25 protein-coding genes are annotated in these 25,864 nt (G+C 65.4%); 11 read left to right on the forward strand and 14 right to left on the reverse strand.

What is annotated here, in order from left to right; translation table 11 throughout:
- The first annotated feature begins 28 nt into the window (after positions 1-28).
- Genes ACVJ19_RS16065 through ACVJ19_RS16075 form a run of 3 tightly spaced genes read left to right on the forward strand, consistent with a single transcriptional unit; the run spans position 29 to position 2,929 of the window.
- On the forward strand, positions 29-1,201 hold the full coding sequence (locus tag ACVJ19_RS16065) for an ABC transporter ATP-binding protein (RefSeq protein WP_453955143.1): 1,173 nt from the start codon (positions 29-31) through the stop codon (positions 1,199-1,201).
- On the forward strand, positions 1,198-2,112 hold the full coding sequence (locus tag ACVJ19_RS16070; RefSeq protein WP_453950033.1) for an ABC transporter permease: 915 nt from the start codon (positions 1,198-1,200) through the stop codon (positions 2,110-2,112). Before ACVJ19_RS16065 ends, ACVJ19_RS16070 begins: the two co-directional genes overlap by 4 nt.
- A 4-nt stretch (positions 2,113-2,116) precedes the next feature.
- Complete coding sequence (locus ACVJ19_RS16075; protein WP_453950034.1) at positions 2,117-2,929, forward strand: ABC transporter permease; 813 nt, start codon at positions 2,117-2,119, stop codon at positions 2,927-2,929.
- On the opposite strand, the gene ACVJ19_RS16080 is transcribed toward ACVJ19_RS16075, so the two are convergent.
- The 5 genes from ACVJ19_RS16080 to ACVJ19_RS16100 all read right to left on the reverse strand — a co-directional run bounded on the left by ACVJ19_RS16080 (position 2,868) and on the right by ACVJ19_RS16100 (position 9,479).
- On the reverse strand, positions 2,868-3,854 hold the full coding sequence (locus ACVJ19_RS16080) for a hypothetical protein (protein ID WP_453950036.1): 987 nt from the start codon (positions 3,852-3,854) through the stop codon (positions 2,868-2,870). The two genes, ACVJ19_RS16075 and ACVJ19_RS16080, sit on opposite strands and share 62 nt — an antisense overlap.
- A 116-nt stretch (positions 3,855-3,970) precedes the next feature.
- Positions 3,971-4,822, reverse strand: a complete 852-nt coding sequence (locus ACVJ19_RS16085) for a carbohydrate ABC transporter permease (protein WP_018641536.1) — start codon at positions 4,820-4,822, stop codon at positions 3,971-3,973.
- On the reverse strand, positions 4,819-5,691 hold the full coding sequence (locus ACVJ19_RS16090; RefSeq protein ID WP_453950038.1) for a carbohydrate ABC transporter permease: 873 nt from the start codon (positions 5,689-5,691) through the stop codon (positions 4,819-4,821). Before ACVJ19_RS16090 ends, ACVJ19_RS16085 begins: the two co-directional genes overlap by 4 nt.
- 242 nt (positions 5,692-5,933) lie before the next feature.
- Positions 5,934-7,319: an ABC transporter substrate-binding protein gene (locus ACVJ19_RS16095; protein WP_453950039.1), complete on the reverse strand. Its 1,386-nt coding sequence runs from the start codon at positions 7,317-7,319 to the stop codon at positions 5,934-5,936.
- 219 nt (positions 7,320-7,538) lie between these two features.
- The gene (locus tag ACVJ19_RS16100) at positions 7,539-9,479 is read right to left on the reverse strand and encodes an AsmA family protein (protein WP_453955144.1); all 1,941 of its coding nucleotides are present in this window, start codon (positions 9,477-9,479) and stop codon (positions 7,539-7,541) included.
- 327 nt (positions 9,480-9,806) lie between these two features.
- On the opposite strand from ACVJ19_RS16100, the gene ACVJ19_RS16105 reads away from it, so the two are divergent.
- The 3 genes from ACVJ19_RS16105 (at position 9,807) to ACVJ19_RS16115 (ending at position 11,890) form a co-directional block, all read left to right on the forward strand.
- Entirely contained in the window at positions 9,807-10,514 is a 708-nt protein-coding gene (locus tag ACVJ19_RS16105; protein ID WP_122405582.1) for a CoA transferase subunit A, read from the forward strand.
- Between the two features lie 68 nt (positions 10,515-10,582).
- Positions 10,583-11,233, forward strand: coding sequence for a 3-oxoacid CoA-transferase subunit B (locus ACVJ19_RS16110; protein ID WP_211407130.1), 651 nt, complete (start codon positions 10,583-10,585; stop codon positions 11,231-11,233).
- A gap of 21 nt (positions 11,234-11,254) precedes the next feature.
- Positions 11,255-11,890, forward strand: coding sequence for a GNAT family N-acetyltransferase (locus ACVJ19_RS16115; protein ID WP_453950040.1), 636 nt, complete (start codon positions 11,255-11,257; stop codon positions 11,888-11,890).
- A 201-nt stretch (positions 11,891-12,091) separates the two neighbouring features.
- Here ACVJ19_RS16115 and ACVJ19_RS16120 read toward each other — a convergent pair whose 3' ends face one another.
- The 3 genes from ACVJ19_RS16120 to ACVJ19_RS16130 form a co-directional block, all read right to left on the reverse strand.
- Positions 12,092-12,967 carry an SUMF1/EgtB/PvdO family nonheme iron enzyme gene (locus tag ACVJ19_RS16120; protein ID WP_453950041.1) on the reverse strand — a complete coding sequence of 292 codons (876 nt, stop codon included), beginning with the start codon at positions 12,965-12,967 and terminating at the stop codon, positions 12,092-12,094.
- A gap of 55 nt (positions 12,968-13,022) precedes the next feature.
- Positions 13,023-14,117, reverse strand: coding sequence for a copper-containing nitrite reductase (nirK, locus tag ACVJ19_RS16125; protein WP_453950042.1), 1,095 nt, complete (start codon positions 14,115-14,117; stop codon positions 13,023-13,025).
- A gap of 228 nt (positions 14,118-14,345) precedes the next feature.
- Positions 14,346-14,552, reverse strand: a complete 207-nt coding sequence (locus tag ACVJ19_RS16130; RefSeq protein WP_453950043.1) for a hypothetical protein — start codon at positions 14,550-14,552, stop codon at positions 14,346-14,348.
- A 161-nt stretch (positions 14,553-14,713) separates the two neighbouring features.
- On the opposite strand from ACVJ19_RS16130, the gene hemN reads away from it, so the two are divergent.
- Positions 14,714-16,066: an oxygen-independent coproporphyrinogen III oxidase gene (hemN, locus tag ACVJ19_RS16135; RefSeq protein ID WP_453950044.1), complete on the forward strand. Its 1,353-nt coding sequence runs from the start codon at positions 14,714-14,716 to the stop codon at positions 16,064-16,066.
- Between the two features lie 328 nt (positions 16,067-16,394).
- Entirely contained in the window at positions 16,395-16,592 is a 198-nt protein-coding gene (locus tag ACVJ19_RS16140; RefSeq protein WP_063701414.1) for a DUF1858 domain-containing protein, read from the forward strand.
- Positions 16,593-16,698: 106 nt separating this feature from the next.
- On the opposite strand, the gene ACVJ19_RS16145 is transcribed toward ACVJ19_RS16140, so the two are convergent.
- Entirely contained in the window at positions 16,699-17,409 is a 711-nt protein-coding gene (locus tag ACVJ19_RS16145; RefSeq protein WP_453950045.1) for a Crp/Fnr family transcriptional regulator, read from the reverse strand.
- Positions 17,410-17,538: 129 nt separating this feature from the next.
- Here ACVJ19_RS16145 and ACVJ19_RS16150 point away from each other — a divergent pair, with 129 nt between their 5' ends.
- On the forward strand, positions 17,539-18,750 hold the full coding sequence (locus ACVJ19_RS16150; RefSeq protein ID WP_453950046.1) for an NnrS family protein: 1,212 nt from the start codon (positions 17,539-17,541) through the stop codon (positions 18,748-18,750).
- A gap of 2 nt (positions 18,751-18,752) precedes the next feature.
- On the opposite strand, the gene ACVJ19_RS16155 is transcribed toward ACVJ19_RS16150, so the two are convergent.
- Entirely contained in the window at positions 18,753-19,790 is a 1,038-nt protein-coding gene (locus ACVJ19_RS16155) for an AraC family transcriptional regulator (protein WP_453950047.1), read from the reverse strand.
- Between the two features lie 200 nt (positions 19,791-19,990).
- On the opposite strand from ACVJ19_RS16155, the gene ACVJ19_RS16160 reads away from it, so the two are divergent.
- Both ACVJ19_RS16160 and ACVJ19_RS16165 read left to right on the forward strand, forming a co-directional pair.
- Positions 19,991-20,611 (forward strand): response regulator transcription factor, encoded by a 621-nt coding sequence (locus ACVJ19_RS16160; RefSeq protein WP_453950048.1) that lies wholly within the window; start codon positions 19,991-19,993, stop codon positions 20,609-20,611.
- A gap of 156 nt (positions 20,612-20,767) precedes the next feature.
- Positions 20,768-22,444 carry a mucoidy inhibitor MuiA family protein gene (locus ACVJ19_RS16165; RefSeq protein WP_453950049.1) on the forward strand — a complete coding sequence of 559 codons (1,677 nt, stop codon included), beginning with the start codon at positions 20,768-20,770 and terminating at the stop codon, positions 22,442-22,444.
- 137 nt (positions 22,445-22,581) lie between these two features.
- Here ACVJ19_RS16165 and ACVJ19_RS16170 read toward each other — a convergent pair whose 3' ends face one another.
- Genes ACVJ19_RS16170 through ACVJ19_RS16185 form a run of 4 tightly spaced genes read right to left on the reverse strand, consistent with a single transcriptional unit; the run spans position 22,582 to position 25,630 of the window.
- Complete coding sequence (locus tag ACVJ19_RS16170; protein WP_453950050.1) at positions 22,582-23,382, reverse strand: heme ABC transporter ATP-binding protein; 801 nt, start codon at positions 23,380-23,382, stop codon at positions 22,582-22,584.
- The gene (locus ACVJ19_RS16175) at positions 23,379-24,470 is read right to left on the reverse strand and encodes a FecCD family ABC transporter permease (protein WP_453950051.1); all 1,092 of its coding nucleotides are present in this window, start codon (positions 24,468-24,470) and stop codon (positions 23,379-23,381) included. Before ACVJ19_RS16175 ends, ACVJ19_RS16170 begins: the two co-directional genes overlap by 4 nt.
- A complete protein-coding gene (locus tag ACVJ19_RS16180; protein ID WP_453950052.1) occupies positions 24,467-25,417 on the reverse strand; it encodes a heme/hemin ABC transporter substrate-binding protein in 951 nt (316 codons plus the stop codon). Before ACVJ19_RS16180 ends, ACVJ19_RS16175 begins: the two co-directional genes overlap by 4 nt.
- Before the next feature lie 6 nt (positions 25,418-25,423).
- Complete coding sequence (locus ACVJ19_RS16185; RefSeq protein ID WP_453955145.1) at positions 25,424-25,630, reverse strand: hemin uptake protein HemP; 207 nt, start codon at positions 25,628-25,630, stop codon at positions 25,424-25,426.
- Positions 25,631-25,864 lie beyond the last annotated feature (234 nt).

Consider the following 25,864-nt stretch of genomic DNA (forward strand, 5'->3'; position numbering starts at 1 on the left):
TGCGGCGGAATCGGGGTTGGCAGGGACCATGGCGGAAGAGTTGCCCGGAACGGATGTTGCGGCTGAAGCGGCTGGCGGAGATGCATTTCCCGCCGCGGGGCAGCCGCTGCTGCGCATCGAGGGCGTCGCCAAGGCGTTCGGGACGTTCCGGGCCGTCGATGGCGTCTCGCTCGACATCAGGGCCGGCGAATTCTTTGCGCTGCTGGGCCCCAGCGGCTGCGGCAAGACCACGCTGCTGCGCATGCTCGCCGGCTTCGAGGCGCCGGACGAGGGGCGCATCCTGCTTGGCGGCAAGGACATCGCGCAGGCGCTGCCGCACCAGCGCCCGATCAACATGATGTTCCAGAACTACGCGCTGTTTCCGCATCTGTCGGTGCGCGACAACATCGCCTTCGGCCTGAAGCGCGCCGGCATGGCGCGCGCCGACATCGCCACGCGCGTGGCCGAAATGGTCGCGCTGGTGAAGCTCGAGGGCCTGGAGAAGCGCAAGCCTGACCAGTTGTCCGGCGGCCAGCGCCAGCGCGTGGCGCTCGCCCGCGCCCTGGCACGCCGGCCGCAGCTCCTGCTGCTCGACGAGCCGCTCGCAGCGCTCGACAAGAAGCTGCGCGAGAGCACGCAAGGCGAGCTGATGGAGCTGCAGCGGCGGCTCGGCATGACCTTCATCATCGTCACCCACGACCAGGAGGAGGCGATGACGATGGCGAGCCGGATCGGCGTGATCAAGGCCGGCAAGCTCGCCCAGGTCGCGAGCCCGCGCGAGCTCTACGAGGCGCCGCGCTCGCGCTGGATCGCGGAGTTCGTCGGCGACATCAATCTGTTCGACGGCGAATCCAAATTGCGCGACGGTCATCGCCTGGTCGTTGGCACGCGTGACGCGGGTGCGCTGGTGGTGGCCGAGCCGCGCGAGCCGGTCGGCGCGGGAAGATTTTCGGTCGCGATCCGCCCCGAGAAGGTCAAGCTCTCGCGCCGCGGTCCCGTGAGTGAGGTGGGGCGCGAGACGGCGATCAACCGGCTCAATGGTGTCATCGCCGACATCTGCTATCTCGGCGGCACCACCACCTACAAGGTGAAGCTCGATACGGGCGGGCTGCTGCAGGCGTCAGTCGCCAACAGCGCGCGCATCGACGTCGACGCCTACAGCCTGAACCAGCATGTCGTCGCCTGGTTCACGCCCGACGATTGCGTGGTGCTGCAATCATGAGCTCCCGCCGCATCTTCGCGCGTCCGGCACGCTTTGCCGCGATTGCGCCCTATGTCTGGATGGCGCTGTTCTTCCTGGTGCCGTTCGCCTTCGTGCTCAAGATCAGCCTGTCGCAGACCGCGATCGCGCAGCCGCCTTACGAGCCCGTGTTCGACTTGACGGTGGGATGGGATGCGCTGAAGGCCGCCTTTGCCGCGCTCTCGATCGACAATTTCAGGCTGCTCGGCTCCGACGACATCTACGTGTTTGCCTATGTGCGCAGCCTTACCGTCGCGATCACCGCGACCGCGCTGCTGCTCCTGATCGGCTATCCCATCGCCTATGGCATGGCACGATTGCCGAAGCGCTGGCAGGCGGTGGCGATGGTGCTGGTGATCGTGCCGTTCTGGACCTCGTTCCTGATCCGCATCTATGCCTGGATCAACATCCTCCAGCATGACGGCCTGCTCAACCAGATCCTGCTGGCGTTGCATCTGGTCAGCCAACCCGTGGTGTGGCTCTCCACCGACACCGCGATGTATATCGGTATCGTCTATTCCTACCTGCCGTTCATGATCCTGCCGCTCTACGCCACGCTCGCCAAGATGGAGCCGGTGCTGGAGGAGGCGGCCTCCGATCTCGGCGCGCCGCCCTGGCAGGTGTTCTGGCTCGTGACCTTTCCGCTGTCGCTGCCCGGCGTCGGTGCCGGCGTGCTGCTGTGCTTCATCCCCATCGTCGGCGAGTTCGTGATCCCTGATCTCTTGGCCGGCTCCAACTCGCTGATGATCGGCCAGACCCTGTGGCTCGAATTCTTCACCAACAAGGACTGGCCGGTTGCCTCCGCCGCGGCCATTGTGCTGCTGGTGGTGCTTCTGGTGCCGCTGTTGCTGTACGAGCGGCTGCAGAAGCGGCAACTCGAACAGGGAAGGTAGGGCGATGCGCAAGGTCTCCCGCCTGTCCCGCTTCAACATCGCCTCGCTGGCGCTGGGGCTGGCATTCCTCTACTTGCCGATCCTGATCCTCGTGCTCTACTCCTTCAATGCCTCGCGCCTGGTGACGGTGTGGGGCGGCTGGTCGCTGCGCTGGTATCGCGAATTCTTCAACGACCGCGCCATGATCGAGGCGGCCTGGATGAGCCTGCGGGTCGCGGTCTCCTCCGCGACCATCGCCACGCTGCTCGGCACGCTCGCGGCGGTGGCGCTGGCGCGCGGCGAGCGGTTTCGCGGCCGCACGCTGTTCTCCGGCATGCTCTATGCGCCGCTGGTGATGCCGGAGGTGATCACCGGATTGTCGCTGTTGCTGCTATTCGTGGCGCTGAACGCCGAGCGCGGCTTCTGGACCGTGACGATCGCCCACACCACGCTGACCATGTGCTTTGTCGCGGTGGTCGTACAGTCCCGTCTCGGCTCGCTCGATCGCTCGCTGGAGGAGGCGGCGATGGACCTCGGCTGCGACCCGGTGCGGGCGTTCGTCGCCGTGACGCTGCCGCTGATCGCGCCCGCGATCGTTGCCGGCTGGATGCTGGCGTTCACGTTGTCGCTGGACGATCTCGTGATCGCGAGCTTCACCACCGGCCCCGGCTCGGCGACGCTGCCGATCCGGATCTATTCGGAGGTGCGGCTCGGGGTGAAGCCCGAGATCAACGCGATCTGCACGCTGGTGATCGCCCTGATCGCGGTGGTCATCGTCATCGCCTCGCTCGCCTCGAAACTGTCGAGCTCACAGGGCGAGAGCGCGGCGCCGCTGTAGCCGTTCGCGCGGCGAGCCGCGCCCGGGTCGCGTCCTGGACTGCCGCGCCGAGCTGGCGCAGCGCGAGACTGTTGAGCGGAAACTCGAGCAGGATGTGGATCAAGCTGAGCGCCAGCAGGAAGGTGAAGCCGAACGCATAGTTGTAGAAATAGAGCGCAGTGGACGCCGCGCTGGCGGCGGCCATTGCCGCCAGCCGCGCCTTCGGCACTGCGGTCCAGCGGATCACGTCGGCTTTGATGAACCAGTTGAGGTAGTGATAGGTGTAGACGAAGGCGAGCAGGCTGGTCAGCCTGGTATCGAGCACGAGGCCGGGCACGCCGAACAGCCGGCCCAGGGCCGGGCCGACATTGCCGAAATAATCCTGTCCGACGCGGGCAAAGCTCGCGATCCGGATTTCGGCGGCCGGTGGCAGCAGCAGGATCGTGGCGATTGCGACGAGGTACACCGCCACCAGCGCGCCCTGCACGCGGCTGCCGGACCGATAGGCGCCGAGCACCATGAAGATCAGCGTGAACAGCGAGACGTGGATGAGCGTCGGAATCAGGATGCCGATGACGGCGAGCGACGATCCGCTCGAATACATGATCACGGACAGGGCGATCGCCACCATGAACATGAGCATGCTCTCGATCGCCGTGGCGGTCGCCGCCAGCATGGCGCAGACGACCAGCGCGCCCCACATCGCGAAGCCGAACCACGAGGCGTTGTCGATCAGCGCCGCGACCACGGCGACGATGGCCAGAGCCACCGCAATCCCGCGGTGAGGCAGATAGTAGCTGCGGTCGTGCAGCCACGAGATCTCGGTGAAATAATGCGCCGGGCCGAGCACGACATAGGCCAGCAGCAGCAGCTCGAACGGCACCAGATAGGCGGCCGCAAGCGCCAGCAGCATCAAGCCGAGATGGATCGCGTCGTTGCTGCGCATGATGCCGTGCCCCGTAACATTGGGGCACGGAGGTTAGAGCAGGCGTCGACAACCCGCAATTGCCCGCATTGTCGCTCGAACGCTATGCTTGCTGCGACCCGGCGCGTCCTGTCGCGTCAGGACTTCACCGCGCCTGCCGTGAGCCCGCCCACCATGTAGCGGCGGAAGGCGTAATAGACCGCGGCCGGCGGCAGCGCGTAGATGAAGCCGGTGGTCATCAGCAGCTCCCACGGCGAGTCGTCGGCGGCGAGGAAGTTGCCGAGTGCGACGGGGAGGGTGATCTCACGATCGTTCGAGAGCAGCAGGAACGCGTAGAGATATTCGTTCCAAGCGAGCAGCACCGCATAGGTGCCGATCGCGACCAGCGAGGGCATCATCAGCGGCAGATAGACCAGGCGGAAGATCTGCAGCGTCGTCGCGCCGTCCATGACCGCGGCTTCGTCCAGCTCGACCGGCAGCTTGTCGGAGGCCTGCTTGAGCACCCAGATCGCGTAGGGGCTGGCGATCGTCACCATGGCCAGGATCAGCGACCAGTGATTGTTGAGCAGGCCGTAATTGCCCATGGTGCGGTACATCGGCACCGCGAGGAACGCCGCGGGGATGAAATAGGTGAAGAGCGCGAGGTTCAACACCATGCGCCCGCCCGGCACCTTCAGCCGCGAGATCGAGAACGCCGCGGCCGTGGCGATGAACAGCGTCAGCACGCCGACGGCCGCTGCGATCAGGGTCGAATTCCAGAACTGCACGTAGAAGTCGCGCAGGAAGTAATGCTGCTGCTTGAACACGATTTCGAAGTTGTGCAGCGTCGGATGGTCCGGCCAAAGCTTGCCCGAGAACGCGTCCTCCTTCGGCGAGATCGCGAACAGGAACATGTGGTAGATCGGGATCATCGTCCACAGGAAGACGGGAATGCCGATCAGGAGCAGCCGCGCTTCCGTCGCGACGTCACGGAGAGAGGGAAGCTTCATCGCGACAACCGTTTCATCATGAAGTACACGAGCGGCAGGACGAACGGCATCGCGCAGACGATGGAGGCCATCGCGAGCGAGAGCTGGTCGAGCCGGAGATAGCGGATACCGAGCGTCGCCAGCACGTGCGTGAGGTCGGCCGGGCCACCGCCGGTGAGCAGGTAGACACTGTTGAAATCGCCCAGCGTCCAGATCATCGAGAGCAGCGTGCAGGTCACGTAGAGCGTCTGCATCGACGGCCAGGTGATGTAGCGGAATTTCTGCCACCAGCTCGCGCCGTCCACCTCGGCGGCCTCGAACAGGTCGTGCGAGATCGCAAGGCGTCCGGTGATCAGGATCAGCGTCCAGAACGGCAGCGACTTCCAGATGTGAACGCCGATCGCCATGCTGAGCGCCACGGTCGGGTCGTTCAGCCAGTTCGGGCCGTCATCGCCGGTGAACGAGAAGATGAGGTGGTTGATGACGCCCCATTCGGGATTGAACATGAAGCGCACCGACAGGATGGTCGGGATTGACGGCACCGCCCAGGGCAGGATGAAGATCACCGAGAGCCATTTGATCCAGGTGCGCTGCATGGCGAAGAAGCCGGACAGGAACAGCGCGATCAGCATCTTGATGTTGATGCCGATGACCAGGAAGATCAGCGTGTTGACTGCGGCACGCGCAAAGATCGGATCGTTGTACAGCGCGACATAGTTCGCCGGAGCGCGCGCCAGCCATAGCCCGTAGCAGACGGGATAGACGACGAAGGCAAGGAAAACGAGCAGATAGGGCGCGAGCAGAATAATGCCCCAGACCTGCGCCGGGGTCAGCCGCGACGACAGGGGCGGGCCGGGGAGTGCCTGATCGCCAGAGAGCGTGATCGCCATTCTTTCGGACTCTTCTCAAATCTAAAACCTCTCCCCGCTTGCGGGGAGAGGCATAGGCCGCCTGCGGCGGCCGTTCTAAAGAACGCCGAAGCAGAGCTTCGGCTGCGTCGCCCCGGCGATGCGAAGCATCGTCCGGCGCGATCCGGGTGAGGGGGTACAGGACTCACCACGCGCGCAACTCGCGGATAAAGCCCCTCACCCCGACCCTCTCTCCGTAAGAACGGGGAGAGGGAGGGTAGCACTTAGCCCGCGACCTGCTTGATGCGGGCGATCATCTCGTCCACGGCCTTGTCGACCGGGACCTTCTCGCTGACGACCCGGTTCATCGCCTTGGCCCAGATGTTCTCGTTGTTCAGGATCGTGAACTTCCAGTTCTTGGTGAAGTCGAACGCCGCGGTGCCGCCCTTGAACTGCGCGTAGACCGCCTTGCGGTGCTTGTCAGCCTGCCAGAACGGGCTTTCCTGGCTTTCCTTCGTCACCGGGAACCAGCGGCCGAGCGCGCCCTCGATATAGGGACGGACGTTCTCTTCCTGAAGCAGGAAGCTGATGAACTGCTTGGCCTCGGGCTTGTTCTTGGCCGCGGTGAAGATCAGTCCGGTCTTGACGTCGGAGCGGTAGCGGATGGTCGAGCCGTCGGGCGCCTTCGGGAAGGACGCCGTGACGATGTCCTGCTCATAGGCCTTCTTGCCGGCGTCGCGCTGCTCCTGGGTCAGGGCCTGGTTCTGCGAGTCTTCGAACCACTTCGCCGCGATCGAGATCGTGAAGTTGTGGGTCATCACGATGGTCTTGTTGTGGAAGGCGACGTTGTTGTCCGGGTCCTTCCAGGTCGTCGAGGAGGGCGGCGTGCAGCCCTTGATATAGGTGTCGGTGTAGTCCTTCATCGCCAGAATCAGGTTCTCGCGAACCTTGGGATCGTCGACCAGGAGCTTGCCGTCGTCGTCGACCAGCTTGACGTGGTAGGCGTCCATGAAGGTGTAGAAGGACTGGAAGGCGTCGGTGGATTCCACGCCCATCGGCTGGCCGACGGCGTAGATGCGCTGGCCGGTGGCCTTGCGGATCGCCGGCTGCACCTTGTCGCACCAGAACGTCCAATAGCCCGTCCAGTCGTTCGGGATGTCGCTCTGCTTGAAGCCGGCCTTCTCAAGCATGTCGTTCCAGATCTGGACGTGCATGCTCTGCTGCTTCAGCGGGAAGCCGTAATAGGCCTTCTTCTTGGTGACGTCGTTATAGAGGATCGAGGCGTCCAGCGTGTTCTGCACGAACCGGCCCTTGATCGGATCCATGACGTCGGTGAGGTCCTCGAGCTTGCCCTCATAGGCCCACTTGCCCTGTGCCTGCACGTCATACGAATCGGAATAGGCCACATCGGGCACGGTGCCGGCGTCGAGCGCGGCAACCGTCTTCGGGATCATGTCCTGGATCGCGTATTGCGACAATTCGACCTTGATGCCGGTCTTGGCTTCGAATTTCTTGATCGTATCGATCAGCGCGTCGTCTTCGGAGCGATAGAAGCCCTTGCCCCACCAGACCGTAATCGTCTTCTGCTGCGCAAAGGCGGGTGCAGTGACCGCGAACAGCCCAACCGCAGCGACCGCCAGTGACACTGCGCCAATAACCTTGGATCTCACGTTTTTCTCCCTCAAACGGCCGGTGTTTTTAACCGGTCGTGTAAAACACTAGCGCATGGCGGTGAGCCGATCTAGCGGCATCTTGTCAGACCTATGTCGTGGGCCTTGCGCCAGTGGAGATGCTTAACGTGCGCATCGATCCAATCGCCGCATCAATTCGCCCGGATCAATTCGCGCTGGTCGGCCGTTGCCGGCCGATCAGCGCTCAATGATGTGGCACTAGTTCGACTTGGCGTTTTCCTTGGCGTTCTCTTTGGCGTTCTCCGCCGTCGGCGATTCCGCCGGTGCGGGACGCTTTCCGCCGCCGGTGATGCGCTCGATGGCGGAGCGCACGGCATCGCTCCCCTTGCGGTCCTTGAGCATGTCGAGCAGCGGGGCGGAAGCCGGCGAGCGGCGGATCAGGCTTTCCGGATCGGGGAAGATCAGCGGATCATCCCAGGGCCCCTGCACCACGAAGGGCAATTCGAAGCCCGACGTACTGTTGAGGCTGGCCACGCCCTTCATGTCGTATTCGCGCGTCGGCACCGAGGCGGTGCCGGTGAGCGTGATCTTCGCCGTCGGCCCTTCGACGCGGATGTCTTCGGCGGTGGCAATGCCGTCGGAGAATTTCACCGCGATGGTGAGGTTGTCGTAAGGGGTCGAGCCGCTGCGGAAATTGCCGCCGCCCGACAGCGGCCGCCGCTCCAGCCGCTTCAGCAGCTGCTCGGCGTTGAAGCCCGAGATCGCGCCGGCATGCCCGGTGACCGTGGCACTGCCGTCGAGCGACTGCACGAGGCCGAACGGGCTCGAGCCGGAGGCAAGGAGGGAAACGTTGATGTTGCCGCGCCCGGACAGCTTGTTGAGGCCGAACAGCTCGGTGGCGCAGGCCTGCAGGTCGACATCTGTGAACTGGAATTGCGCCTTGATGTCGGCGACGCTGTCGGAGCGGGCAATGCCGAACGAGCCCTTGGCGATGCCGCCATAGACCTGGGCCTCGCCGACCGAGAGCGCCAGCGTGCCGTTGCGCAAATTGGCGCCGATCGCGGTGCGGCCGAGCTTCGTCGGTCCGACGGTCAGCCGCGCCGCCGACAGGCGCATGTCGAGGTCGGTGGTCGAGAGCCCGTTGAGATCGAACAGCTGTCTGTTCCAGTCGCGGGCGCCGCTCGCGAGCAGGCGGAAGGTCGAGATATAAGGCGTGAAGTCGAGCGCGTCGGCCGCGAGCGTCGCCTGCAGCGTCTGCCGGCCGTTATTGGCGTAGGTCATGACGCCCTCGGCGGCGTTGCCGTCCAGCTCGACATTGACATTGGTGAGCGCGATCGAGGCGCCCACCACGTTGGCGCGCGCTTTCAGCGCGAAGCGGCCGAAGCCGCCGCTGGCCGGCTGCGGCTGTCCGGTCCAGCGCAGCGCGGTGCGCAAGGACGGACTGTCGATGGTGAGGGTGCCCTCCATCATCGGGCTGGTGCGGTTTGCGACGCTGCCGTCGAAGGCGAGCTTGAGCGGCGCGCTGGCGATCCGGGCCTTCAGGCCGGACCGGTCGCCGGAGAGGGCGGCGACGAAATCGGAAAAGCTGATCGAGCCGTCGACGCGCTCGCCGCGCCAGTCGAACTGTCCGGTCGCGGCAAACGAGCGCGAGATCGAGGGCCAGGCCAGCGACAGGTCGATGTCCTCGAACTTCTCGGTGGCGTGGGTGGCGGCGTCCTCGTAATTGAGCACGCCGTCCTGGATCCTGATCTCGGAGAACGACACCTGGTTGTCGGCCCCGGGCTTCATGGTGCGGGCGATGGTCTGGATGAAGGGCGTCCAGTTGCTCTCGCCATCCGGCTTGAGGCTGATATGGATACGCGGCCTGAGCAGCGTCAGGTCGGCGATCTCGAACCGCTGCAGCAGCAGCGGCAGCAGCCGCAGATTGGCGGTGAGCACGTCGACATGGAGCGCGGGATCGCTGGTGCCGCCGCCCTTCAGGCCGACGTCATGGAAGGAGATGTAGCTCGCCGGCAGCACCGAAATGTCGATGCTGCCTGCGACATTGAGCTCCAGGCCGGTGACGTCGCGGATCTGGGCTTCCACCGCCTTGCGCAGCGCGTCGCGGTTGATGAGCCATGAGGTTGCGATCAGGGCGATCAGCGCGACGCCGAGCAGCGCCGCGATCGGCGTCCCGAGGCGCTTCATTCCTTGGGCCATGGTCAATGGCATGTCCTGATCGGGTTGGTTGTTGGGTCCAGAAGGGCGGGCCGGGAAACCTGCGCGCCCCACGCCCAAGGTTTGTTAGGCTACAAGTTTGGTCAGGTTACAAGTCTTGTTAGCTTACAAGCCCTGTTACGTTAAGTGCCGCAACTTGATGGGTTTTCTTGTCGCTTTCAAGGCCGTGGGCGGCTCTGCCCACGCCGTGGGCAGCTTCTACCACCGCCCCGCGGAACGGAGAACCCCGTATCATTGACGGCTTTGGAGGATTTCGCCTAATAATCGCCGCCAATCAGGCGCGACGCCTCCAAGCCGAAGGTTTCCTGTATGAACAAGGTCTATCCCGACGCCAAGTCGGCGCTCTCCGGCATTCTGAAAGACAACATGATGATCATGTCGGGGGGCTTCGGCCTCTGCGGCATTGCCGAGGAGCTGTCGGACGCGATCCGCGAATCCGGCGTCAAGGGGCTGACGGTCGTCTCCAACAATGCCGGCGTCGACGGCATCGGGCTCAGCCGCCTCCTGGAAACCCGGCAGATCAAGAAGATGATCTCGTCCTATGTGGGCGAGAACAAGCTGTTCGCCCAGCAATTCCTCGCCGGCGAGCTGGAACTCGAATTCAACCCGCAGGGCACGCTGGCCGAGCGCATCCGCGCCGGCGGCGCCGGCATCCCGGCCTTCTACACCAAGACCGGCGTCGGCACGCTGATCGCCGAGGGCAAGGAAGTGAAGGAGTTCGACGGCGAGAAGTACCTGATGGAGCGCGGCCTGTTCGCCGACCTCGCCATCGTGCACGCCTGGAAGGGCGATACCGCCGGCAACCTCATCTACCGCAAGACCGCGCGCAACTTTAACCCGATGATGGCGACCGCCGCCAAGATCACGGTGGCCGAGGTCGAGCACCTGGTTCCGGCCGGTGAACTCAATCCCGACCACATCCACACGCCCGGCATCTTCGTGAAGCGCATCGTCGAGGTCGGCACGGCCAAGAAGCGCATCGAATTCCGCAACACCCGCCCGCGCCCGAGCGCATGATCCGGAAAAGTGGAAACCGGTTTTCCGATCAGATCATGCGCCACTGAAGAATCGACTGGAGCTCAACAATGGCTTGGACCCGTGAACAGATGGCTGCGCGCGCCGCAAAGGAATTGCGTGACGGCTATTACGTCAATCTCGGCATCGGCATCCCGACGCTGGTCTCGAACTACATCCCCGACGGCATGGACGTCTCCCTGCAGAGCGAGAACGGCATGCTCGGCATGGGCCCGTTCCCCTATGAAGACGAGGTGGACGCGGATCTGATCAACGCCGGCAAGCAGACCGTGAGCGAGCTGCCCTCGACCTCGTATTTCTCGAGCGCGGATTCCTTCGGCATGATCCGCGGCGGCCACATGGACCTCTCGATCCTCGGCGCCATGCAGGTGGCCCAGAACGGTGACCTCGCCAACTGGATGATCCCCGGCAAGATGGTCAAGGGCATGGGCGGCGCGATGGACCTCGTCGCCGGCGTCAAGCGCGTGGTCGTGGTGATGGAGCATTCGGCCAAGGACGGCCCGAAGCTGCTGAAGCAGTGCAACCTGCCGCTGACCGGCGAGCGCGTGGTCGACATGGTCGTCACCGATCTTGCCGTCTTCACCATCGACAAGCACGGCGACGGCGGCATGGCCCTGATCGAGCTCGCCGACGGCGTCTCGCTCGACGAGGTCAAGTCCAAGACCGAAGCCGAATTCCGCGTCGCGCTGAAGAATACCTGAGGCTTCGAGCATGGGGCGCGCATGACGATACGGTCTGCGCGTCCCGAAGACGCCGGTTTCATCGTTCAAACCATCCTTTCGGCGCAGCGCGGCTATCGCTCGCGCGGCTGGTTCGACGTCGCGCTTGGCTGGCCCGAAGCGCAGTGCCGCGACTTCATCGCGCGCATCACGGTCGCCCGCACCGTCTCGATGTGGCACGTTTCGCAATTCCTGGTCGCCGAGGTCGATGGCAAACCGGCCGCAGCGCTGTGCGCGCTGCCCGCAGCCGGTACGGGACCTGCGGCCTGGCGTGCGATCGAGGAAGTCGCGGCCGCGACCGGGCCCGCCGCGCCGGAGCTGGAGGCCATCCGCGGGCGCGGCGCCTATACGCGCGCCTGCTGGGTCCAGGGCGGCGAGGGCGACTGGATGATCGAGCATGTCGCGACCGACCCGGCCTATCGCGGCCGTGGGCTGGTGCAGGCGCTGATCGCGCATGCGCTGGAGAAGGGACGGGCGGCCGGATTTAACCGGGCGACGATATCGTTCCTGATCGGCAACGATGCGGCCGAGCGCGCCTACGCCAAGGCCGGCTTTGTGTTTGCGGAAGAGAAGCGGGATCCTGCGTTCGAAGCGATCATCGGCGCGCCGGGCTTTCGCATGTTCGCGCGGACGATGTGAGCCGGTTATGGGCGCCGGGCGGCAGCCAAGTTCTCGCTGTCGTCCTGGCGAAGGCCAGAACCCATACCGCGAGGTCCATCGATCGCGGTCGGTGATCGTCCCGAACGACCAGTCTTCGCCAAACGTTGTTCGGTGGCTATGGGTCCTGGCCTTCGCCAGGACGACGTTGGGGAGGCATGGGCGCGCTTCCACGATAGTCGATCACGACATCGCCGCCCACACCTTGCCCCACCGCGCCGACACGTTCGCCATCCATGTCCGCTCCTCCCGTACCAGGCGGAAGCCGAGATTGGCGGGCGGCGTGCCTTGCGCGCAGCCGCCGGCGCGGGCGTCGCGGATGAAGTCGGTGACATAGGCGCGGTGCGCGCCTTCGGCGACGCGCACGCCGCAATTCACGGTCGGCCGGCCGGCATTACCGGCGCCGTCGGTCCGCGAGCGCACGAAGCAGGTCGCGGTCCATTCCCAGACATTGCCGGCGAGATCTTCGATGCCGTTCTCGTTCGCGCCGAACTTGCCGAACGGATGGGCCGCAGTGTCGAAGGGGTCGCGCTCGGACTCGCGTTCATAGCGGCTGATCCAGCGCTTCGAAGGATCGTCCTGGTCCACCGGCGCACCATCGTCCTTGAATCTGGAGCCCGCCGCAAACGCCCATTCCTCGTCACTGGGCAGGCGGTAGTGCTGGCCGGTCTTGCGCGAGAGCCAGCCGGCATAGGCCTCGGCATCGTGCCAGTTCACCTGCACCGCGGGACGATCGATGGCGACCGCCACGCCGCGATCGAGCGCGCGGCAGGCGCCGTCCTGCACGCAGATCTGATAGTTGGATGACGAGACCTGATTCCGCATGATGTGCAGCGGCTTTTCGAAGCGCATCGCGCGCAGCGGCGCTTCCGCCTGGTGCCCGCCGCGCGTGAAATCGCCGGCCTCGCGATAGGAGAAATTGCCCGGCGCGACCCTGACGATCGCGGGCTCCGCCGCCGTGCCGTGGACCCTCATGTCCGAGACCAGGGGCGCCATCGCGATCGGCCCTGCGAGCCCGGCGGCGCAGGCGAGCAGCAGTTTCAGCTTGAATGTGATCACTGGCCGTCCCCCGAAAGGAAGAAGGGGCCGGTGGATCACCGGCCCCTTGTCGCGACTAGTTGGTGTTGGCCGGGATTTCCGCAGGCGCCTTCACCTGCATCATCAGATCGTCGTTCCACTTGCCTTCGACCTTGAAGTGCGCGGTGGCGCCGAGATCGGCGGCCTCGATCAGGTTATGCGTGACATAGGCGTAGATGCCGGGCTGCTGGAATTTGTACAGCGCAGCCCCCGCCGAGCCGCCGCGGATGAACCAGGTCTCGAGCCCGATCTCGGGTGCATTGCCGAACTTGCCGGTCTCCCAGACATAGTCGCCATGACCGCCGATCAAATGCGGACGGCTGTCGCGATTGGCCTGCGAGTGCACGATCAGCACGTTCTCGCCGACATTGGCGGTCAGCGCGTTCTTGCCGGTGAGTGCGCCCGCCTTGCCGTTGAACACGACATGGGTCGGCGTGAGCTTCTTCATCACCTCTTCGGTTTCGGTGAAGGCCTCGCCCGGCGAGTCGTAGGACTTGAAATTGCCCTTCTCGTCGCGCGGCACGTACATGTCCTGTTCGCCGATATAGTAGACCTTGTCGTACTTCAGCCCGTGGCCCTTGCCGTCGTTCAGTCCCTCGCGCGGCAGCACCATCACGGCACCGTTCATGCCGGAGACGACGTGCCAGGGGATCATCGGGCCGCCCGGCGCGCAGTGATAGACGAACACGCCGGTCTTGGTCGCCTTCCAGCGCAGCACGACCTGTTCGCCGGGATTGATCAGGGTGAGTGCGCCGCCGCCGAGCGCACCGGTTGCGGAATGGAAGTCGATGTTGTGCGGCATGGTGTTGGTGGCGGGATTGACCAGCGTCGTCTCGACGTAGTCGCCCTCATGCACGACCATCAGCGGGCCCGGCATCGAGCCGTTGAAGGTCATGGCCTGGAAGGTAGTGCCCTTCTCGTCGATGACGACCTTCTTCTCCTCGATGGTGAGCTTGAACTCGATGATCTTGGGGCCCTGCTTGGTCGCCTGCTCGTGCGCATGCACGAAGGGCGGGGCGACCAGCTCGACCTTTTGACGCGGCAGTTTGAGATCCTCGGCCGCCAGGGCGGGGGCCGCCAGCATCAGGGCGGTCGCGGCGGCGCTGATCAATGCGGCTCTGCGGGTGAACATCGGAAGCATCCTTCATCTGAAATGGTCTTGATGACGGATGCAGTGTGCGCCTGTTGCGGCAAGAGTGTTTGCGCTGCGACAAGCTTCTGCCGGATTGGCCTCCGGTAAATTCCTCAAGAGGTCCGCCGAAGCCGCATCGACGATGGCTACGATCTCGCGCCGTCAGTCGCGCAAGCGGCAAATCGTTCGCATGTTCAGTTGCATTCGGTCGCGAACGTATGCGCTCGATCAGAGCAGGCTTATCGCCATCCAGACCGTGCCCCAGACCGCGAGCGACAATGCGGCAAAGACGGTGGCCATGATTGCCAGAACGCGCGCGAGATGACCTGCACCGGCTGCAGGCGCGGCAGGAACAGGACGGAAATCGTCGAAGCGCGGGATGTGGCCGCGAATGCCGGCGAGCCAGAAAACGAGATCGAGCGCGAACGACGCCATAGCCTATCTCCCAAGGGAGTGATGATTGAACGTCACCATCGGCCAAATCCGGCGCTCGGACTTTGAGCGAGCGCAAGGTTGCTCGTCCGGAAACGGGTAATCTAATGCCATCCGGGATTTGCCGCGCCACGCCGCGGCATCGATTTACGAATGGGTAAGACATGAGACTAGATCTCGCAGCGAGCTACGGCGAAGAGAGGTTGCCGCGCTACACGAGCTATCCGACCGCGCCGCACTTCTCGCCGGCCATCGGCGCCGATACCTACGCGCGGTGGCTGTCGGAGCTTCCTGCCGGTGCCAGCGCCTCGCTCTATCTGCACGTGCCGTTCTGCCGCGAGATGTGCTGGTATTGCGGTTGCCATACCCAGATCGTGCGGCGCGACGAGCTGATCGCGGCCTACCAGCGGACGCTGCGCAGCGAGATCGCGCAGGTCGCGGAAACCATCGGCCGCCGCATCAAGGTCGAGCACATCCATTTCGGCGGCGGTACGCCGACGATCATGGCACCGGAGGCTTTTGCCGAGTTGATGGCGGCGATGCGCCGGGCGTTCTTCGTGCTGCCGTCGGCCGAGATCGCGGTCGAGATCGACCCGAGGACGCTGACCGCCGACATGGTCGAGGCCATGCGGCTCTCCGGCGTCAACCGCGCCAGCCTGGGGGTGCAGAGTTTCGACCCCGTCGTGCAGCGCGCGATCAACCGCGTGCAGAGTTTTGAGCAGACGGCGTCCGTCGTCGAGATGCTTCGGGGTGCGGGCATCGCAGGAATCAATTTCGACCTGATCTACGGGCTGCCGCATCAGACCGTCGCCTCGTGCCTCGATACCGTGCGGCGCGCGCTCGAGCTCGCACCCGACCGCTTTTCGGTGTTCGGCTATGCGCACGTGCCGGCGTTCAAGAAGCACCAGCGCATGATCAACGAGGCGGTCCTGCCCGACGGTCTTGCGCGTCACGATCAGGCCTGCGCGATCGCCAATGCGCTGAAGGAGGCCGGTTACGTGCAGATCGGGCTCGATCATTTCGCCCGGCCCGACGACGCCATGGCCTTGGCTTTCGAGGAGCGCACGCTGCGGCGCAATTTCCAGGGCTATACCACCGACAAGGGCGAGGTTCTGCTCGGTTTCGGCGCCAGCGCCATCGGGCACCTGCCGCAGGGATACGTGCAGAACGAGGTGCAGATCGGCGCCTACGCGCAAAACATCACCAGCGGCCGCCTCGCCACCGCCAAGGGCTATGGGCTCACCGACGACGACCGGCTGCGTGCCGACATCATCGAGCGCATCATGTGCGAGTTCAGTGCCGATCTCGGCGACATCTGCGCGCGCCATGGTGTCGAGGCCGGCGCGATGCTCAAATCGGCGTCGCGTCTGAAGCCGCTGATCTCGGACGGCGTCGTGAGGCTGGACGGCGACCGGCTCGCTGTCGCGACCGACTCGCGCTTCCTGGTCCGCAGCGTCGCCGCCGCGTTCGACGCGCATCTGGATCCGGGCAAGCAGTTGCACAGTCGGGCGGTGTAGTTTTCACCTCTTCCCGCTTGCGGCAGGGCTATCGCGTATGATCGTAGCGAGGCCTGAGCGAGCGCCTCGTCCTTCGAGACGACCGCTCCGCGGTCTCCTCAGGATGAGGCTCAGCGGCAGTTTTGCCTGTCGAGATTGTAGCTACGCACTCAACCCTCATCCTGAGGGCCCGCCAAAGGCGGGCGTCTCGAAGGATGCGCCACAGGCAAGCTTCTCGTCACGCTTTTCTTCAAATGCGACTGTGAGGGGCGAAGCAGCAGCCCAGCTTGCGCTCCAACAAAGAAGCCCAACCCCGCTCCGCTATCGTCGCTTCGGAACGGAGTTGTCCATGCCCTTTCGATCCGACGATCTGGTCGATGACATCATGCGCACGGCGCCGCACACGATCCGCGTGTTTCTTGCTTTCAGGATGGCCTGTGTCGGCTGTCCGATCGCAACCTTCCACACGGTGGACGATGCCTGCCGCGAGCACGGCATCGACCGCGACAAATTCCTCGCCGCGCTCTGCGACTGCGTGCCGGCGTGAGACGATCCGGAGTTCGCGCGGGCGCGTGCGGATTCCCGGGTGAGGGCAAGGCTTCTGCCGCGAGCGGAAGCGCCCTCACCCCTATCTTCAGACAGCAGTGCGGCGTTCACGCCGCACCGCTGTCGGGAGTCCGCTCCGCCAGCACGACGATCTTGTGCGGTTCACGCAGGATGATGCGCTGACGGCGGCTCTCGACGAGGCCCTGGCTCTCCCAGCCGCTCAGGATGCGGCTCACGGTGTGCAGCGTGGTGCCGGTCATCTGCGCGATGTCCTGGCGGCTGATCGGGAAGTCGATCTCGATGCCCTGGTCGAGCTTCTTGCCGGACTGCTTGGCGAGGCGCAGCAGCGCATGGGCGATGCGCTGCTCGACCTGCTGGGTCGACATTTCCAGGATGCGGGTGTGGCTCTCCTGCAGCCGCGCGCCGACGGTCTGCAGCGTGTTGGCGGCGAGCGAGGGAAACCGCTCGACCAGCCGCGGCCAGGCCGAATTCGGCCAGATCAGCACCACGCTGTCGTCGACAGCCATCGCGGTCGCCGGGTAGTGCGCGGCTCCGATCGCCATCGCGAGCCCGAACGTCTCGCCGGGCGAGACATAGCGCACCACGATCTGCTCGCCGGTCGGTGTGGTCTTGGCCGCGCGGACATGGCCGTGCAGCAGCAGGAAGAACGACTGCGCGTCCGCGCCCTGTTCGAAAATGGCGGTATTCTTCGGGTAGCGCGCCGAACGGGCCTCGCGCAGGATCTCGTCCAGGTCCTCCGGCTTGACCCCGGCAAACAGCGGCAAATGCGCAACCAGCGATGTGTCGACCTTGGCCATTCTGCCTCCTTGGCGCTCCGGAGTGTGATGGCACCTGCAATCGTCCTGCAATTTGCGATAGCGCAAAACCGGCCGCCCGGGACGGCAGTATTTTTCCAGGCAACAGTCTGAATTGACAGGAGTTGCCCCATGGCTGGCGCCCGATCCCGAAATTTTGCGGGCTGGCCGCTGTTCGCGAACAGTTTTCGGCCCTTTTTCCTGCTCGCCGCCATCCAGGCCGGGCTGTCGATTCTGGCCTGGCTGCCGATGTTCTATGGTGAATTGTCGGTGACCTCAGCCTTCGCGCCCCGCGACTGGCACGTCCACGAGATGCTCTATGGCTTCCTGCCGGCTGTCATTACCGGGTTCCTGTTCACGGCGATCCCGAACTGGACCGGGCGGCTGCCGATCCAGGGGACCTCGCTCGGCGCGCTGCTGGTGGTCTGGCTCGCCGGGCGCGTTGCCGTGACGCTGTCGGCCGAGATCGGCTGGGCGTTTGCGCTTGTCGTCGATGCCGCCTTCCTGGCGCTGGTCGTTGCGGCTGCGACGCGCGAGATCATCGCGGGCGGCAACTGGCGCAACCTGCCGGTGGTGGTGCTGGTGCTCATGCTGCTCGCCGGCAATATCGGCTTTCATCTCGAAGCGCATTACGCAGGCGCGGCCGAACTCAGCATCCGCGTCGGCGTCAGTGTCGTGATGCTGCTGATCGCACTGATCGGCGGCCGTATCATTCCGAGCTTCACCCGCAACTGGCTGGTCAAGTTCAATCCCGGACGCCTGCCGGTGCCGTTCGGACGTTTTGACGGCGCGGTGATCGGATCGAGCGCACTGGCGCTGATCGCGTGGATCGCGGCGCCGCTGAACATGATCACCGGCGTCGCGATGGCGGTGGTCGGCGTGCTGCATCTGGTTCGGCTTGCACGCTGGGCCGGCGACCGCACCACGCGCGAGCGGCTGCTGCTGATCCTGCATGTCGGTTACGTCTTCGTGCCGTTCGGCTTCATCCTGAATGCCCTGGCAGCCTTCGGCGAACTGCCGCCGAGTGCCGGCATTCATGCCTGGATGGCCGGCGCGGCCGGGACCATGACGCTCGCGGTGATGACGCGCGCAAGCCTCGGTCACACCGGGCAGGCGCTCACCGCTTCACCGGCGACGCAAGCCATCTATGTCGCGATCGTCGTCGCGGCGCTGGCGCGGGTCTGCGCAGTGGTCGTGCCGGCGCATGGTGACGTGCTGCTGCATGTCGCGGCCTTCGGCTGGGTCGCTGCCTTCCTCGGCTTTGCGATCGCATTCGGCCCGCTGCTCGCCGGCAGCCCCCGGCGCGCCCTTGCCATTATGGGCGTGCCGGCGCCGACACGCTGAGCCTACGCTGCGCTCGCCGAGGGGATATCGGCCGGCTTTGCCAGTGGCCGTACGCCCTTGCGCCATGCGGTGATGGTGCAGCCGAAGCGGCCGCGGAACCAGCGCGCCATCGCGCTTTGCGCGGAGAAGCCGAGCTGCGCGGCGATATCGGCCAGCGGCCGGTCGGGATCGTCGATCAGCTGGATCACGAGATCGGCGCGCTGGGCGTCGAGGATGGCCGAGAAGCTGGTGCCAGACGCGGCGAGATGGCGGTGGATGGTGCGGCGGGTACAGGCGAGATGCTCGGCCACGCGCTCGACCGTGCAATCGCCACTGGCGAGCAGGATCCGCACGACTTCGTCGACCTTCTCCTCCCAGCTTGCCGGCCGGGTCTCGATCGCCTCGATCCGCTTGCGCAGATAATTCGCGATCAAGGGATGCGCGCTCGGGATGCGACGCTCCATGTCGTGCGCCGACAGCAGGATCGCATCGTCGTCCGCATTGAAGGTCACGCGGCAGCCGAAAAAGTCGCGATAGCGCTTGCGGTCGTGCGGCGACGGATAGTGCAGATGCACTTCCTGCGCCCGCCAATCGCTGCCGAACAGCGACTGGATGATGCGGTGGACGCTGCCGAGCGCCATGTCGATCGATTGCCGCGGCGCGGTCGGCTGCCGGCCGCGCAAATGCAGCGTGACTTTCACCGTCTGCTTGTCGCCGGTGACGTCGAGCTTCATGCCGTCGTGATGGACATGGATGAAGCGCGAGAACGCTTTGATCGCTTCGCCGACGGTCGCCTGTTCGCGCACGATCAGGCCGACCGCGCCGAAATTGGTGAGCCCGCCGCGCTCGGCGAGCCGTAAGCCGAAATCTTCAGCACCCGACGCCTCTGCCGACAATTCGAGCAGACGGCGCAGGCTGGTCACCGCTATCGGCGTATCGGGCTTATCCAGCACGGCCAGCGGCAGCCTGACCTTGCGCATCATCTGCCTGGGGTCGAGCCCGACTGACCGGGCGACCTCCGGGTAATAGCTCAAGCCTGCGCTGCGAATGAGGTCGGTCATGCGAACCGTTCCTGCCAGCCATTCCCGCAGATGTCCCGAAATGTAAAGTTTCTGTCCCGATCCGTCAAATCCGGGAACAAGACGAAACATACATAAGGGAAACCGAAGCACGGGCGTGAATGCCGTGCGCATGACGCCGGGCGCGACGGGGCCCCCGGCCGTCTCGGGCCATTTGACCAAGACATTGCTGGATCGGGACTATGCCGGGAAACATGCTTTCCAAGGGCGAGGTATTCGTCATCGACGCTGACGCCGCCTCCCGCGAACAACTTTCCAATGCGCTCCAAGAGAGCGCCTATGACGTGATCTGCTTCGCCGATGGAGCTTCTCTGCTCTCGGAAGCCAAGACGCGGATGCCGGCTTGCGTGTTGCTGGAGATGCCGCCGGATCGCTCCGCCCTCGACGTGCTCAGGCGGCTGCGCGAGGAGAATTGCATGGCGCCGGTCCTGGTGACCTCGGCGAACGGCAGCATCGCCATGGCGGTCGACGCGATCAAGAGCGGCGCGGCCGACTTCATCGAGAAGCCGTTCCGCACCCACGACATCGTTGGCCGGATCGATGCAGCCATCGACGAGGTCGCGCAGCCCGGCGCGAGCCGGCAGCGCTGGCTGACCGGCTGCGAGCCCCTGACGGAGCGCGAAGGCGACGTGCTCGAGCATCTTGCCGCCGGCCTCACCAACAAGGAGATCGCCCGCCGCATGCATCTGAGCGCCCGGACAGTGGAAGGTTACCGCGCCAGCATCCTGAAGAAGGCCGGCGCCAAGAACGTGACCGATCTGCTCCGCCGCATCTTCGGCCAGGGCGCGCCCACTCAGGCCTGAGGCCTCCGGGGCGTTCCGCGGCCATCGTGCCGCCGCAGCGGCGCCCCACGGAAACCCCAATCGAACCAGTTCCTTCGCTGCCGCGTCCAACCATGTTGGCGAGGCATTTGATCGCGCGTCCGGCTGGCGGCGCGGCGATATGGCAGGAGGGACTTTATGCGCATCACCGCAAGATGTTTGGCAACGACGAGCCTGGTTCTGGTGACCGCGGCATTCGCGTTGCCGTCATGGGCGGCCGATCTGGACGCCAGTTCGGCGATCGACACCGTCACGGTTTACCCGGATGGAGCCACCGTCACCCGCGTCATCACGGTCGATTTGCCGTCTGGTGACTCGACGCTCGTTGCCAAGGACTTCCCGCTCGGTCTCGATAGCTCCTCCATCCGGGTCGAGGGTGAGGGCGGCGCAAAGCTCACCATCGGCACAATCGATGCGCGCCCGCCGCGCGCTGCGCCGGTCAATCTGCCCGAGCTGGACAAGCGTATCGAGGCGCTGAACGACCAGCGCGCCGATCTGCAGGGCGCGATCGACTCGGCCAACGCACGGCGCAAGTTTGCGGAGCATTTTGCGGAAGCCGCCCCCGTCGGCATCGGCGAGAAGGGCGAGGCGCGGCCGATCGCCGAATGGCGTACGGCCTTTACCGCAGTCGGCGACGAAATTGCGAGCGCCGATACTGCCGTCCGTGACGCTACGCGCAAGATGCGTGAGATCGACCGACAGATCGCCCAGCTCGACGTCGAGCGCAAGGCCAAGCCGCCGAGCAAGCTCGAGGTCCGCATGGACATTGCCGCGACAGCCGCGACCAAGGCGACGTTGCGGGTCACTTACAATGTGCGCAATGCGCGCTGGCTGCCGCTCTACGATGCCCGGCTCGACACCGGCGCCAAGGATCGCAAGCCGCAGCTGGAGCTGGTCCGCCGCGCCGAGATCACGCAATCGACCGGCGAGGACTGGTCGAACGTGACGCTCGGCGTCTCCACGGTCCGCATCAGCCGAGGTGGCAGCGCGCCGGAGCTGAACTCGCTGGTCGCACAATATCCGCAGGTGCCGAAGCCGATGGCGCTCGGAGCGGCCTCCGATCTGGCGCGGCCCGCGCCGATGACGCGCCAGGCGCAATCGCCGGCGATGGCCAAGGTCGCCGAGGCGGCCGAGTCGCGCGAGCGCGCGGACGAGCAGCAGGCCGTTGCCGAGATCGGTGACTTCCAGGCCACCTTCAAGATTCCCGGCCGCGTCAGCCTCGGCGCCGCCGAAGGGGCCAAGAGCCTGCGCATCGCGTCGATGAGCGTGCCGGCTGATCTTGCGGTGCGCGCTGCGCCGGTGATGGATCCCACCGCCTTCCTCGAAGCCAGCTTCAAGCAGACCGACGACACCACTCTGCTGCCGGGCAAGGTCGCGATCTATCGCGACGGCGTCTTTGTCGGCCGCGGCAAGCTCGCTGCCTCGGCCAAGGACGACATCGTGCGGCTCGGTTTCGGGGCCGACGACAAGGTCAAGATCGAGCGCGCGGTGCTGAAGCGCAACGAAGGCTCGGCGGGCCTCTTGGTCACGACGTCGAAGACCGACGAGCGTTCGTTCAAGACCACCGTTCGCAACGGTCACGACTTCCCGATCAAGGTTGCGATCGAGGATCAGCTGCCGGTCAGCGAGAACGAGGACATCGTCGTCGAGATGTTACCCTCCACCACCTCGCCGACCGCAAGCAACATCCGCGACAAGCGCGGCGTGCTGGAATGGTCGTTCGACGCCAAGCCCGGTGAAGTCAAGGACATCAACTTCGCCTGGCGCATTCGCTGGCCGAAGGACAAGGGCATGGTGATCGTGCCGGCGGGGTAGGTCGCCTCGAAGGAGGTGCGCCCCTCTCCCGCTTGCGGGAGAGGGTTGGGGTGAGGGCTCTTTCCTCTGGGGGAGCCTTCGTTGTTGAGACACCCTCTCCCCAGCCCTCCCCCGCAAGCGGGGGAGGGAGCGCACCTTCATCGCGGCGGCAGCGCCGCCCGCATCGACTGCGGCAGCACGTACGGCACGCCGTCGGCCTGGTGGACGACGGCGTCGATCTCAAAGATGTCGCGGATCCTCTCGCGCGTGACGACCTCTGCGCGCGGGCCGTCGGCGGCGAGCTTGCCGCCGCTCAGCACGATCAGCCGGTCGGCGAAGCGGATCGCGAGATTGAGGTCATGCAGGATCGCGATCACGGCGGTGCCGCTGCCAGCGCGGCGGCGCGCCGCTTCGACGAGGTCGATCTGGTGGCGCAGGTCGAGGCTCGAGGTCGGCTCGTCCAGCAGCAGAAGCCCCGGCCCATGCTCGGCCTCGCCGCAGGCGAGCTGCACCAGCACGCGGGCGAAATGGGCGCGCTGCTGCTCGCCACCCGACAGCGTCGGCAATTGCCGCTCGCCGAAATGCGATAGCCCAACCTCGTCGAGCGCTGCGTCGACGAGCGGGCCGGCCTCACGCAAGCTGCGCTCGCCGGCGCCCATCAGCACTATCTCCGCGACGGTGAAGGGGAAAGTGACGTTGATGTGCTGGGACAGCATGGCGCGTCGCGCGGCAAGCTCGCGCGGGGTGTAGCTGCCGATGTCGCGCTGCTTCAGCCGTACTTCGCCCTGGCTCGGACGGAGATCGCCGGAGAGCAGCCGCAGCAGCGTCGACTTGCCGGCGCCGTTCGGGCCGATGATGGCGACCATTTCGCCGGCTTCAACTGTCAGGCCGACGCCGTCGAGCAGCGTGGCGCGGCCGGCGCGCCTGACCAGGCCGCGTGCCTCGATCACGGCGCTCATAGCGCGGCGAGCCCGCGCTGGCGCAGCAGGATGCCGAGGAAGACAGGCGCGCCGACCGCCGCGGTCAGGATGCCGATCGGCATCTCCGCGGGCGCGACGATGGTGCGCGCCAGCGTGTCGGCGCCGACCATCAGGATCGCGCCGAGCAGCACCGAGGCGGGCAGCAGCAGCCGATGCGCCGGTCCAATGACAAGGCGGAGCAGATGCGGCACCACGATGCCCACGAAGCCGATGACGCCGCTGATCGACACGGCGACGCCGGTCATGGCCGAGACCATGACGATCGAGACCCGTTTGAGACGCTCGACATCGACCCCGCCGTGAAACGCGTCGGCCTCGCCGAGCACCAGCAAATCGAGGCCGCGGGCGATGAAGGCGCAAGTTGCGAGTCCGATAACAAGGACTGGCGCGAGCACGGCGGCCTTGGTCCAGGTCGCGCCGCTCATCGAGCCGAGCAGCCAGAACGTGATGTCGCGCAGCTGGCGGTCGTCGGCGATGAACACGAGAAGCCCGATGCCCGCGTTGGCGATTGCGGTGATGGCGACGCCGGCAAGCAGGAAGATCGCAATCGAGGTCCGTCCCGAGCGGCTGGAGATGCCGTAGAGAATGGCGGTCGTCGCCAGCGAGCCCGCGAAGGCGGCGAGCGGCAACAGCTCGGTCTGGAGGAAGCGCAGCGCCTCGCCAAAGCGTGAATCCGTGAAGACGATCGCGCTCGCTGCTGCGAGCGCGCCGCCGCTGGAGACGCCGACGAGGGCCGGATCGGCGAGCGGATTGCGGAACAGTCCCTGCATGATCGCGCCGGCCGCGGCGAGCAAGCCGCCGACCATCGCCGTCGCCACGATGCGGGGGATGCGGATCGACCACAGCACGAGCTGGTCGCGCGCCGTCATGGCATCGGCGGTGGTGTTGCTGGTGAAGCCGAGTGCGGCAGGCAGCCGGGAGAGGGGGATGCCGGCGGCGCCGACCGTCAGGGCGACGATGGCGGTGGCGAACAGCACCGCAAGCAGAAGGGGAATCGCGAACGATGCGGACCGTCGTCCTGCATGTCGCCGCAGGCTCCGTGCCTCGGTCCCGACCGCCACGCTCATTGTCGGCAATTCGCCGCCGACAGAGCCGACGTGAATGCGCCGCGCTCGGCCAGCGCCGGATAGAGCTTGACCGAGAGATCGCGCGCCGCCGCCGCCGTCCGCGGCCCGAAGCCGAGCAGATAAAGCCCGTCCATGGTGATGAAGCTCTTGTTGGCCGCGACCGGCGTCAGCGCAAAGCCGGGATGCGTGTAGACCGCGTCAGCCTGCAGCGAATCCTTGCCACGCTCGATCGAGAGCACGAATTCGGGCTTTGCGGCCACGATCGCCTCGTCGCCGATGATCTTGTAGCCGTCGTAATCGTCGACCGCGTTGGCGGCGCCGGCGAGCTGGATGATCTCGTCGGCGGCGGTCTTGTGGCCGGCGACCATCGCACGTCCATTCTGGAGCGACATCACGAACATCACGCGCACGGGCTTCGTCACCTTGGCACGCAGTGCGCGAAGCTGGGCGAGATCGGCGCCGACCGCGGCGCTGAGACACTCGGCGCGGGAATCGACGCCCATGGCGTGACCGACGAGCTTGATCTTCTCGATCAATCCGTCCTCGGAGAAGGTCTCGGGCACCAGCACCAGCGGCACCTTCGCCGTCTCCAGGATGTCCATGGTCTCGCGCGGGCCGGAGCCCTGGATCGCCAGGATCAGCGTCGGGTTGAGGCCGAGCACGCCTTCGGCCGAGATCTGCCGCATGTAGCCGACATTGGGTTTGTCATGCAGCGCCGCCGCCGGATAAAGGCTGGTGGTATCGACGCCGACCAGCCGGCTTTCCAGCCCGAGCGCATAGAGGATCTCGGTGATCGCGCCGCCGATCGAGACCGTGCGCGCGTAATCGGCAACAGTGACGTCGCGATTGCGCGCATCATGCACCGTGATGCCGGCGGCATGCGCGGTGGACGCGAACGCGATCGTGCCTGATAGCAGGAGGTTTGCGAGGGTGCGACAAAATGTCATGACTGTTCACTTCGTCAGGATCAGCTTGTTTTGCGAGGTCAGGCGGAGGCGATAGCTGTCCTCGCCATGCGCGATGATGATCTCGCGCTCATGCGCGAACAGCTCGCGGCTGTCGATCCGGCTTCCCCGCATGGTGAGAGTTCTCCTTGTTACAGAAGGGCTTTGTGTCGGCCCTGCCGCGTCGCCGCTGTTATCTCCTGATGTTGCCGACATATTGGGTGTGATGCGCCTTCGTAAATTCAGATGCCGCCTGCTTGTATAGGCGGCATCAGGCGCATTCCAACGGCAGCAATTTACAATTGATATAAACTGCAACCTGGCGTCATTGACCGTCAGAGTGTTGCCACGTAACCAAATATGGCAGCGGACGGCATGTCCGCCTCTTGAGAAAATCAGCCAGCCAGTCGCCGCGTCGTGCGGCGCACGCCAGCCAGAAGACAACAAAAC

The organism is Bradyrhizobium sp. USDA 376 (genome assembly GCF_054063675.1).